8 protein-coding genes and 2 rRNA genes are annotated in these 10,738 nt (G+C 67.9%); 3 read left to right on the forward strand and 7 right to left on the reverse strand.

Going from position 1 to position 10,738, the window contains the following annotated elements:
- Positions 1 to 193: 193 nt before the first annotated feature.
- Together BLS95_RS37715 and BLS95_RS37720 are read right to left on the reverse strand one after the other, a co-directional pair.
- Positions 194 to 1,165 (reverse strand): HAD-IIA family hydrolase, encoded by a 972-nt coding sequence (locus BLS95_RS37715; protein WP_090943041.1) that lies wholly within the window; start codon positions 1,163 to 1,165, stop codon positions 194 to 196.
- Between the two features lie 677 nt (positions 1,166 to 1,842).
- Positions 1,843 to 2,283: a tetratricopeptide repeat protein gene (locus tag BLS95_RS37720; protein WP_245765517.1), complete on the reverse strand. Its 441-nt coding sequence runs from the start codon at positions 2,281 to 2,283 to the stop codon at positions 1,843 to 1,845.
- 104 nt (positions 2,284 to 2,387) lie between these two features.
- Between BLS95_RS37720 and BLS95_RS58335 the strand changes: the two genes are divergently transcribed.
- Positions 2,388 to 4,205 (forward strand): DUF1015 family protein, encoded by a 1,818-nt coding sequence (locus BLS95_RS58335; RefSeq protein WP_245765518.1) that lies wholly within the window; start codon positions 2,388 to 2,390, stop codon positions 4,203 to 4,205.
- 1,084 nt (positions 4,206 to 5,289) lie between these two features.
- Here BLS95_RS58335 and BLS95_RS37735 read toward each other — a convergent pair.
- The gene (locus tag BLS95_RS37735) at positions 5,290 to 5,739 is read right to left on the reverse strand and encodes a single-stranded DNA-binding protein (protein ID WP_176993587.1); all 450 of its coding nucleotides are present in this window, start codon (positions 5,737 to 5,739) and stop codon (positions 5,290 to 5,292) included.
- Positions 5,740 to 5,849: 110 nt separating this feature from the next.
- Here BLS95_RS37735 and BLS95_RS37740 point away from each other — a divergent pair, with 110 nt between their 5' ends.
- Positions 5,850 to 6,776, forward strand: a complete 927-nt coding sequence (locus BLS95_RS37740; protein WP_090943046.1) for an MBL fold metallo-hydrolase — start codon at positions 5,850 to 5,852, stop codon at positions 6,774 to 6,776.
- A gap of 103 nt (positions 6,777 to 6,879) precedes the next feature.
- Here BLS95_RS37740 and BLS95_RS58340 read toward each other — a convergent pair whose 3' ends face one another.
- Together BLS95_RS58340 and BLS95_RS58345 are read right to left on the reverse strand one after the other, a co-directional pair.
- A complete protein-coding gene (locus BLS95_RS58340) occupies positions 6,880 to 7,950 on the reverse strand; it encodes a hypothetical protein (RefSeq protein WP_245765522.1) in 1,071 nt (356 codons plus the stop codon).
- Entirely contained in the window at positions 7,860 to 9,143 is a 1,284-nt protein-coding gene (locus BLS95_RS58345; protein ID WP_245765523.1) for a hypothetical protein, read from the reverse strand. Before BLS95_RS58345 ends, BLS95_RS58340 begins: the two co-directional genes overlap by 91 nt.
- A 468-nt stretch (positions 9,144 to 9,611) precedes the next feature.
- On the opposite strand from BLS95_RS58345, the gene BLS95_RS37750 reads away from it, so the two are divergent.
- Positions 9,612 to 10,361: an SAM-dependent methyltransferase gene (locus tag BLS95_RS37750; protein WP_090943050.1), complete on the forward strand. Its 750-nt coding sequence runs from the start codon at positions 9,612 to 9,614 to the stop codon at positions 10,359 to 10,361.
- A 49-nt stretch (positions 10,362 to 10,410) separates the two neighbouring features.
- Here the strand turns inward: BLS95_RS37750 and rrf are convergent.
- Both rrf and BLS95_RS37760 read right to left on the reverse strand, forming a co-directional pair.
- Positions 10,411 to 10,527: ribosomal RNA gene (gene rrf, locus BLS95_RS37755) — 5S ribosomal RNA — on the reverse strand.
- Positions 10,528 to 10,600: 73 nt separating this feature from the next.
- Positions 10,601 to 10,738: ribosomal RNA gene (locus BLS95_RS37760) — 23S ribosomal RNA — on the reverse strand; the annotation flags it as partial.

The following is a 10,738-nucleotide window of genomic DNA, read 5'->3' on the forward strand; positions in this document are numbered from 1 at the left end:
GTTCAACCACCCCAGCGAGACGCAAGCCAACACCGAAATACCACCATCACAGCGAGCCCCGAACTCAACCAGGCATCCAGACGCGAACCCGCCACCCCAGCGGGCCGCGAACCCCCGAGCACGGTAGTCGCCACCAACGCCCTACCCCCAGGCCCATCCGGCCCCACATTCCGGCACTGCTAATCCCAAACCGCTATCCCACACGGTCGAGCACCGGCTTGACGGCGTCCTCCTCCAACTGCCCCTCTCCGGCCGCCGCCCAGGCGGCGTCGCAGGCGGCCCGCAAGCCGTCGATCCGGCTGCCGTCCCCCTCCAACCGCAGCACCCCGTCCGTCCACCGGGCCTGCCACCCCCCGCAGGCGCCGTCCCGCACCTCGGGATAGTCCTGCAGCAGCGCGCCCAGGTCCTCCCCGACATACGTGGGCCGGTGCCGAGGATCGGCCGTCAGCACATCTACCGGCGTGGCCACCCCCGTCAACACCAGCAGGCTCTCCACCCCCGCGTTGGAGGCCCCTTCAATGTCGGTGTCCAGCCGATCCCCCACGACCAGCGGCCGCCGAGCCCCGGTACGGATCATCGACTCCCGGTGCAACGGCGGATCAGGCTTACCCGCATAAACCGGCTCAACCCCGGTAGCCGTGGCGATCACCCGGACCATCGCCCCGTTCCCCGGTACGATCCCCCGCTGCATGGGCATCGTGGTGTCCGCGTTGGACGCCACGAACAACGCCCCCTGCCGCACCGCCAGCGCCCCTTCCGCCAGCAGCCCGTACGACAGCCCCGGAGCGATCCCCTGTACCACCGCGACAGGCGACTCGGCGGCCGTCGTGACCGGCCGAAGCCCTCGATCCCGCATCGCCAGCCGCAGCCCGGACCCGCCGACGACCAGCACGTTCGAACCAGGCGGCACCCGCTCCGCGAGCAGCCGGGCCGCCGCCTGCGCCGAGGTCACCACATCGGCGACGGTGGCGGGCGCCCCGAGCTCACGCAGGTGAGCGGCGATCGCGGCGGGCGTCCGGGAGGAGTTGTTGGTCACGTACGCCAGCCGCACCCCGTGCCGCTGAGCCGCCTCCAAAGCCTCCGGTGCCCCCGGCACGGCACGGCTGCCCAGATAGACCACGCCGTCGAGGTCGAGCAGCAGGGTGTCATACCCGTCGATCAGCACAGCGCCTCTTCCCGTTCGACTCCTACGCCGCGTGAGACTTTAACGTCGCCCTCGTATCTCACTTACAGCAGGGATCCCATGTCACCATATTTCCCTCATCCCCAAGAGCGCGCCGACCTGTCCCGCCCCATACAACCCCACCGACCACGCAACGACAGCCGAGCCCACCTTGAGCCGGCACGCGCACAGCCCCTACGCACCAACGCGAAGCCGCCCACCAAGCACGAATAGCTGAGCGAAGCGTCCAGCCCAAGCCGGGTGAAGCGTCGAAGGCACCGCCCTCACCGCAAACGCCACCAGCCACAACGCCTGACCACCACCCCTACACACACCCTCCCCTCCACCACCCTGAATGCCCAACACAACCTTTCGCCTTCGACTCCCCCGGCCCATCCCTTGACCAGCACCCCCACGCCCACTCGGCACTGCGTCCGCCCAATGCCCTCTACACGTTTCTTGGACGTTCGATGAGATGTTCGCATCAGAAGCGCGCGCAGCCCGCACACCAGAGCAACGAGATACAAACGCATGGCCCACCAGCGGGTCAGATCAGACTTCCACACCAACCCGCCGATCCATCCCAGAAGAACCGAGCCCAGTGCGGACCCCGCGAGCCACATCCACCCCGCCGGAAAACATGACCACAACAAACAAAACCAATAGCGGGCGTCCTGCGCCTACATTTCCCGGCGAGCCCGCAACGTAGCACGAACACTCTTCAACGCCGACACATAATGCCGCTCGTCCGGCCGCATGGCCACCGCGATCGCCAACGGCTCCTGCGCCCCCTCCACATCCCCAGTACGCCACAACGACAACCCCAGCCCGAAGTAGGCATAATCCTCAGCGGGATTGGCATCCACGATCTGCCGGAAACTGGCCGCCGCCTCGGCGTACTGCCGGGAATTGAACTGTGCCCGAGCCAACGCCTCCAGAATGCTGCGTGACTCGGGCTCTGCCGCGGCGGCCCGCTCAAGCAATGCGGCGGCAGCCGCAGGACTGCCCTCCTTCAGCAACCTCACCCCACGCTGATACCAGTCGTAAACGCCACCCCTCGGAGCACCCGAGGACTCATCATGAGCGTTTGCATCTTGATCCATGCGTGCGGACTCCTTCATCGCTGAATGACGGACCCGTCCCACCCACCTGCGGCATCGGTCGCACCTGCAACCACCCGGGGCGGTTTCCAGTGGGGGCAAGCATTTGTGGGAGCATGCCCGGTATGGGGACTCCTGAACTGCCGGTACCGGACGGCCTGGTGCTCCAGCCCTTCCGAGGCGTACGTTTCGCTGTCGAAGATCCCGCCAAGGTGACCTCCCCACCATACGACCTGATCTCCGACGCTGGTGTGGACGCCCTCCTGGACTCTCATCCGAACAACGTCGTCCGCCTCATCCTTCCCTGCGCCCCCCGCACGCAACCGGCCACTTCCACTCCCCAGGCCCCTTCAGGCACCACCGCCACCGCCCGGCCCACTCCCCAGACCCCTTCAGGCACCACCGCCACCGCCCGGCCCACTCCCCAGACGACCGTCGAGCCGCACCCGAGCGCCCCCGCCCTGGCACCCACGCCACCGGAGCTCACCCCTCCTCCACCAGCCGAACCCCCGACACCCATCGAGGGCCGATATGCGGAGGCCAGAGACACCCTGCGGGCATGGCTGGACTCGGGCGTGCTGGTCGCGGACGACGTGCCGGCGCTCTACGTGTACGAGCAGAGCGGACCGAACATGCTGCAACGAGGCTTGATCGGCGACGTGGCCCTGGCCGACCCGGCGCAGCACATCATCCTGCCCCACGAGGACGTCGTGCCCGGCCCCATCGCCGACCGGCTCGCCCTCATGAGCACCACCCAGGCCAACCTGGAGCCCATCTTCCTCCTCTACAACGGCGAGAACGGCACCACCACGAGCCTGGTGGACGACGTGGCCATGAAGCGACAGCCCCTCGTGTCCGCCCATACGGAAGACGGCCTCACCCACCGCCTATGGGCGATCACGGACGCGACGGAGATCGCCGCCATAAACGCCGACCTCCACCCCCGCCAAGCACTGATCGCCGACGGCCACCACAGGTACGCCACATACCGCGTCCTCCAACGCCAAGAACACGCCACCCACCACAAGACCCCCCAACCCCCATCAACACCAGAATTTCCCCCCACCACCGCATCCGCAGACCAGCCCCAAGCCCACCCGGCCGCGACCCAAAAGCCCCAGCCACCCCTAACAGCACACCCCGAACACCCTGGCCGAACACAGCCGGGCCAATCAGGCCCGACTCCCATCGCGCAGCCCGGCCAGGCCCACCCGACTTTCGGGGGGACGGAGCCCGAGACACCAGCGCCCGAGGGACTGGTGCCTGAGACCCTGAAGCCCGAGACACCAGAGCTCACAACCCAAGAGCCCCAAGCCCCGAAGCCCGAAACACCGGAGCCCGCAACCCAAGGGCCCAAGACACCAGAGCCCACGACGGGGCCGTGGGACTTCGGATTGGCCCTGCTCGTCGACTCCTCCGCATATCCACCCAACTTGCAGGCCATCCACCGCGTGATCCCCGGCCTGCCCCTGGCTGAGGCAGTCGCCAAAGCCAGGAACTCATGGCGTGTGCACGACTACGACAACCTGGCTCAGGGCTTGGCAGCGTTGGAAGCAGCCACGAACCCCTCCTTCCTGCTCGCCGGCGCAACCGGAACACACCTGCTCACCGACCCCGACCCGGTCCAACTCGCCCGTGCCATGCCGACCGACCACTCCGATCGGTGGAACTCCCTGAACACCTCCGTTCTCGCGGAGTTCGTCCTCCCCGTGGTGTGGGGCATGCGCGACGACGAGCAGAGCGTACGCATCGTCCACCACGACACGGACGCGGCGCTGAGCCTGGCCATCCGCACCGGCGGCACCGCTGTGATCCTCCAGCCGCTGGCAGTCGACGATGTCCTGGCCGTCGCCGCGAGCGGCGAACGTGTCCCCCGCAAGTCCACCTCCTTCGGCCCCAAGCCAAGGACCGGCCTGGTCCTGCGCACATTCGCCATCGACTAACCCACCACCCCACAAGCCCGCCCAGCCCCGGCGTGCCACGTCCGGCGCGCCATGCCCGGCACGCCACGTCCGGCACGCCACGTCCGGCACGCCACGTCCGGCACGCCATGCCCGTCGCAACATGCCGGGCGCCATGCCACAGCCCCACCAGCACCCAGCCACGCCAAGGCCGCCGGAATGTATGTCCGCCAGCGGTCAACCGCGTCCGACGAGGATCCGGCCCACGGAGCCAGCTGCACGGTCCCCGCAGGCAGCCATCCAGTTCTCGCAGCCAGCCGCCCGCACGGTTCGGGCAGGCAGCCAACACCAGCAGCAACCCACGTCCGGCGCCGTCCCCCATGAGGTGATCACACACGCCCCGTGGCGGCTGAAGGAGCCGACTGACGTGCCCGTCACCCGGGTCGCGGACTGCGGCATGTTATGAGCTGCTGCTGTACGCCCTGGCGGAAGGCTGTACGCCCTGGCGGGGGGCGCTGGCGGAGGCCGGACTGCGCGGCTGCGGTCCGTCCTGATTTGCGGCGCGGCTCCTCACGAGGAGGACCGGTGGGACGCCCATCTGCCGGCCTCCGGCCCGCGGACCTTAGCCGACCGTGCGGCCGCTCGTGATGGCTGTCACCAGCGCCCAACCCATGATCGGAGCCCGCGCGGTCCGAGCCTGCGCCCCCCACGGGGGGGACACCGACACCACCCACAAGCCCCAGGACAATGCCCGTGAACCTGGGTACAGCCCCCCCGCGAACCAAAGGACACTCGGCAACCCAGACGTTGCCGACGTACCCACGGCAACGTCTCCCGCGCTGGCCGTGTGAGTTGGCCGCGGGGCGGTACAACCCTCCAATCCACGGACACCAGCCGCAAAAACCCGGGTACAGCCTCCCGAACCAGGGGGCGCCACCCCGCAAACCGGGGACAGCCCCCGCCAACCAAGGAGCAGCGCCCGCGGACTCAGGCGCGCCCCCGCGAACCCAGGCGCGAGATCACCTGTTCCCGCAGTTAGTCGCACCATGAGCAGCGCGCATTCGCCCGTTCCCGGCCATCGGCCCAATCGGCCATCGGCCGGATGGCTCGCTGGAGGTGGGATGGGTCAGCTGGCGGGTGCCAGGTACTGGACCTGGGGTGGGATCAGAGTGGTGAGGGGATCGGCAGGGAGTGGGTTGAGTTGTGGAGGGTTGGCTTCGGCCGAGGGTTTGGGGTTGGCTTCGGGTGAAGGCTTGGGGACGTCGGCGTCCACTGGTTGGGCGGTGCTGACTTCCACCTCGTATCTCCAGATCTTGGCCGTTGGCGGGCCGAAGACCCGGCAGCGGAAGGACCCCGTCACCTCGATGTAGTCGCGGGGCTTGAGATTGCGGAGCACGGCGGCCGTCTCCGGGTTGAAGGTGACGCACGGGATGCTGTCCGTCAGCGCCGCTCCTCGTCTGTGTCGGCGGCGGCGGACGATGATGCGCCATTTCGTCACGGTGTCGCCGTTGGGCAGCGGGCGCTCCTCGACCGCCGCTGACAGCCGCCCCACCAGCACGACCTCGTTTCGGTCCACTGTCGTCCTCCTATCGGTGCTCTGGTGGGGATCACTCTCTACGATGAAGGGGCGGCCGGATCGGCTGGAATGCCGTTCTGGGGACAACGGATGAACGGTCGGGAGTGCCTGTGGAGAACATCACCGCCCTGGGCGGCGACGTCTACGAAATCGACACCAAGATGGCCGGATTCACCGGCATCACGGCTGGTTATCTGATTTTGGGTGATCGACCGTGCCTGGTGGAGACCGGTACCTCGACTTCCGCGCCTGTGGTGAGAGACGCACTCGCCTCGCTCGGCGTGGGACCTGATGATCTGGCTACCGTCGTGGTGACCCATATTCATCTGGATCACGCCGGTGGGGTGGGGGACATCGCCGGCTTCTTCCCGTCCGCGCAGATCGTGGTGCACGAGAAGGGTGCCCGTCATCTGGCCGATCCGTCCCGGCTTATGGCCAGCGCGCGAATGGTGTGGGGTGACCGGCTCGACACGCTCTTCGGCGAACTGTCACCGACCGACGCGCAACGCATCGTCGCCCTCGGCGACACGGGGGCCATCGACCTGGGCAACGGACGTACGCTGAGCAGCCACTACTCCCCCGGACACGCGAAGCATCACGTGGGCCTCGTCGATTCCGCCACCGGCGACCTGTACGTCGGCGACGCGGCCGGCGTCTACCTGCCCGAGACTGGGGATCTGCGCCCTGCGACGCCCCCGCCGGACTTCGACCTGCAGACGGCGCTGAACTCGATCGCGCTGTTTGAGGCGCTTGGGCCGCAACGGTTGTTGTTCAGCCACTATGGGCCGGTTGATGCCGTAAAGGAGACCCTTGAGCGGTCCGCTGAGGAGCTTCGCATCTGGGTGGACCTGACCCGGCAGGCTCACTCGGAGGGCATGGATCTCGACCACGCTGTCGCCATGGTCAGGGATCGTACGAAGGATCGTTACAGTGCGCTGAAGTCCGATGACGCCACGGCCGAGCAGTTCGAGCTGTTGAGCGGTGCCCCGTCGAACGTCGCGGGGATTCTCCACTGGCTCAACCGCGTCTCGCCCTGACGGCCCGTCCGCACTCACCTCTGGCCGCAAAACGGACGCCCCGCCGTACTGCAGAACAACAGCAGCAGTACGGCGGGGCGTCAGCGTCACCGATCGTCAGTCGTCAACCTTCAGTCGTCGGTCTTCGGCTTGTTCTTGGTGGCTTCCTCGGGCTCGTCCAACCGAAGTCGGGCTCGATGAACGCCGGATTGATGCTCACGGCCTCGGGATGCTCCGCCGAAGCCTTCCGCTGGTCACCGGGTGCCTCCTGGCGGCCGGCAGGCGCCTCCGAGAATCCGACTGCGGCGGCGTCAGGAGCCTGCGACGTATCGGCACTGGCCTGGGTACGGGTGTGGTCATCCGCCTCAGCGTCAACGACGGTATCGTCCTCAAGTTCGGCGTCCGCCTCCGCGTCAGCGTCCCCTTCTCCGTCGTCGTCCCCGTCGTCCTCGGCCTCGCCATCATCGACGGCCTCGGTCTCCGCCTCGACGTCAGCGTGCGCATCGGTGTCAGCGTCGGCCGGGTTTCCGCCCTGCTCCGGCTGCTCCTCGTCCCCAAGGTTCTCGGCGTCGGTCGCGTTCGTCACATCGTCCGCGGCGTCAGCGTCCTGCTCGGTATCGGCGTCCTCGTCGAGCTCCCCGACCTCGGACACCGCATCGTCCTCAAGGTCGAAATCTTCCTCGACGTCCTCGATGACCGCGCCGGTGAGCTCAGCGTAGCGTTCGGCGGCGTCCGTCTCGCCATCCTCGTCGAACGCCATCGCCCTACCGAACCAGTCCGTGGCCGCCTCCTGATGCCCGGCATCGGCCAATGCGTCCGCGTATGCGAACGCCAGCCGCGCCGACCAGGGCTTGGGCTGCGGGTCACGCAGTTCGGGCAGGCGCTGCAGGGTGATCACGGCGGCGTCGTGCTGACCCAGGTCGCGGCGGGCGCCGGACTCGACGATGGTCAGCTCGATGCGTCCGGCTCGGTCGAGGCGTTCGGCCTCTGGCGAACGTACGAGGTCGATGGCCCGCTCCGGACGGCCGAGCCCGCGTTCACAGTCGGCCATGACCGGCAGGTACGCCTCCGAACCCGTCATCCTCCTGGCCGCCCGCAGGTCGCTCAGCGCCTCCGAGAAATGCCCGGCACGATAGGCGACGATGCCCGCGGCCTCGCGTACGACACCGATGCGTGCCGCGAACCTGCGCGCCACCTTCGTGTGCTCATGCGCCCGGTCGGCGTCGTCGTCCTCAAGCGCGCGCTCGGCGGCCACCAGGTGCCGGCCCACGAGGTCGGCGAGATCGCCGGGGAGGGAACGCAGCTCCTCAAGGACTTCCTTGTCGAGTTCCTCGGCGGTGATGTCGGGTGCGACCTCCGGCAGCTTCTCGCGCGGAGCAGCCTCAGCCTCCCGGTCGGACCTGCCGTACCGGGCCCGGGTCCCCGCAGCGGAGTCCCCATCCCGGTCATCCCGCGAGAACGGCCGGGCATCGCGCTGACCGCCCTCACGCCGATCACCGTAGCCGCCCTCGCGTCGAGGGCCACGGTCATCCCGATCCCGGAACGGGCGACGCTCGCCCCCCTCAGAACGCGGACCCCGATCATCCCGGAACCCACCCTCACGACGCGGACCCCGGTCACCGAAGCCGCCGCCCTCACGCCGGGCACCATAACCACCCTCGCGCCGGGGACCACGATCACCGTAGCCACCCTCACGCCGAGGACCCCGGTCATCCCGATCCCGGAACGGGCGACGCTCGCCCCCCTCAGGACGCGGACCCCGATCTCCATAGCCGCCTTCACGACGCGGACCCCGATCACCGAACCCGCCGCCCTCACGCCGAGGACCACGGTCTCCGTAGCCGCCTTCACGCCGCGGACCACGATCACCGTAGCCGCCCTCGCGTCGAGGACCACGGTCATCCCGATCCCGGAACGGGCGGCGCTCGCCCCCCTCAGAACGAGGACCCCGATCATCCCGGCCCCCCTCAGAACGAGGACCCCGATCATCCCGGAACCCACCCTCACGACGCGGACCCCGATCAGCCTGGTATCCGCCTTCGCGACGCGGACCCCGGTCACCATAACCGCCCTCACGCCGGGGACCACGATCACCGTAGCCACCCTCACGCCGAGGACCACGGTCATCCCGATCCCGGAACGGACGACGCTCGCCCCCCTCAGAACGAGGACCCCGATCATCCCGGTCTCGATAGGTAGGCCGATCGTCGCTGCGGGGCCCACGATCATCACCCTCACGCCGAGGGCCGCGGTTATCCCGGTATCCGCCGTCCTCACGGCGCGGGCCCCGATCAGCCTGGTATCCGCCTTCGCGGCGCGGGCCCCGGTCACCGTAGCGGCCCTGGCGCTGATCGCCGTACCCGCCTTCACGCCGGGGAGCGCGATCATCCCGATCGCGGTACGGGCGGCGCTCGCCACCCTCTTGGCGGGAACCTTGATCGTCGCGGCTCCGATAGCCGTCGTCCCGCCGCGCCCCTCTGTCGCCCTGGTTGTAGGACCGCGACCTGTCGTCGGAACGGAAGGGACGGTCACCACCGGAGTCTCGCCCGCGAGGGTTGTATCCGCCGCTCCTGCCGCCTCCGCTGGAGCGCCTGTCTCCATAGTCGCCGCGACCGCGCTGTCCGCCGTCCGATCCGTTATCTCTGTTCACTTCTGGTCCATTTCGTTGGCTCACCCAGCGGACTCACAACGACGGTCCACCGAGGCTGGTCGCCGCCCGCCCGGGTCTTACGCGACGAAGGCCACCCGTGGGTGGCCCGGTCTCTCCAGCCTAGCAAGCCATGGAACGTCCCCGAGCCTGCAAGCAAGCCGAATATTGATTGGCCCGAAAACACCCGATCAGCAAGACTTCCCACCATGTCACTACGCTTCCACGAAATCGCCGAGGCCGGCCACCGCATACTCAACCCCTTCACGGACGACAAGCTCGACCTGCTCGGAAAGATCTGCCGCATCGCTCCGGATTCCCGCCACCTGGACCTGGCCTGCGGAAAGGGCGAACTCCTTTCCCGATGGGCCGCCGATTACGGCACCGAGGGCGTGGGCGTGGACATCAGCAAAGTCTTTCTGACCGCCGCCAGAACCCGCGCGGAAGAGCTCGGTGTGGCCGACCGGCTCGATTTCGTAGAAGCAGACGCGGCCGCCTACAAAGACACTCCGGAGTCGTACGACATTGTGTCCTGCATCGGCGCCACCTGGATCGGCAACGGCCTCCAGGGCACGCTGTCGCTGATGCGCCGGCATCTGAGGCCGAACGGCATCGCCCTGGTCGGCGAGTGCTACTGGACGTCTCCGCCGCCGGCCGAGGCCCTGGACGCCCTCGGCATAAAGGAAGCCACCTTCACGTCGTTGTCCGGCACGGCGGACCGCGCCGAGGAGTCCGGCTTCGATCTCCTGGAAATGGTCCTGGCCAACCAGGACAGCTGGGACCGGTACGTCGCCAGCCAGTGGTGGACGATCAGCGACTGGCTCCGCGCCAATCCGGACGATCCCGATGCCCCGGCTATGCGCGACTTCCTCTCCCGCGCCCGCCGCTCACATCTCGAGTACGGCCGCCAGTACCTGGGCTGGGGCGTCTTCGTCCTCCGCCCCCAGAGCACAGGGTGAAACGAGAAAAGCCCCTGACCATCCGGTCAGGGGCCTTTCTATAAAGATTGTCCGGCGGCGACCTACTCTCCCACACCCTCCCGAGTGCAGTACCATCGGCGCAGAGAAGCTTAACTTCCGGGTTCGGAATGTAACCGGGTGTTTCCTTCCCGCCATAACCGCCGTAACCCTCCGAAACAGCCTGTTTGCTGTCTCAGAATTGCCTAGTGGACGCGAGCAAAAACTTGAAAGTCTGCTTTGTGGTCAAGTCCTCGGCCTATTAGTACCGGTCAGCTCCACACGTTACCGCGCTTCCACCTCCGGCCTATCAACCCGATCATCTACCGGGAGCCTTACCCCATCACTGGGAGGGAGACCTCATCTCAAGGCGAGCTTCC

The sequence above is a fragment of the Nonomuraea jiangxiensis genome, from assembly GCF_900099965.1.
Classification (GTDB): Bacteria; Actinomycetota; Actinomycetes; order Streptosporangiales; family Streptosporangiaceae; genus Nonomuraea; species Nonomuraea jiangxiensis.

Excerpts from the sequence above, each read along its gene's own strand:
- BLS95_RS37720 (WP_245765517.1), bottom strand. The coding sequence starts at position 2,283 with ATGAAGGAGTCCGCACGCATGGATCAAGATGCAAACGCTCATGATGAG.
- BLS95_RS58335 (WP_245765518.1), top strand. The coding sequence starts at position 2,388 with ATGGGGACTCCTGAACTGCCGGTACCGGACGGCCTGGTGCTCCAGCCC.
- BLS95_RS58345 (WP_245765523.1), bottom strand. The coding sequence starts at position 9,143 with ATGATCGCGCTCCCCGGCGTGAAGGCGGGTACGGCGATCAGCGCCAGG.
- BLS95_RS37750 (WP_090943050.1), top strand. The coding sequence starts at position 9,612 with ATGTCACTACGCTTCCACGAAATCGCCGAGGCCGGCCACCGCATACTC.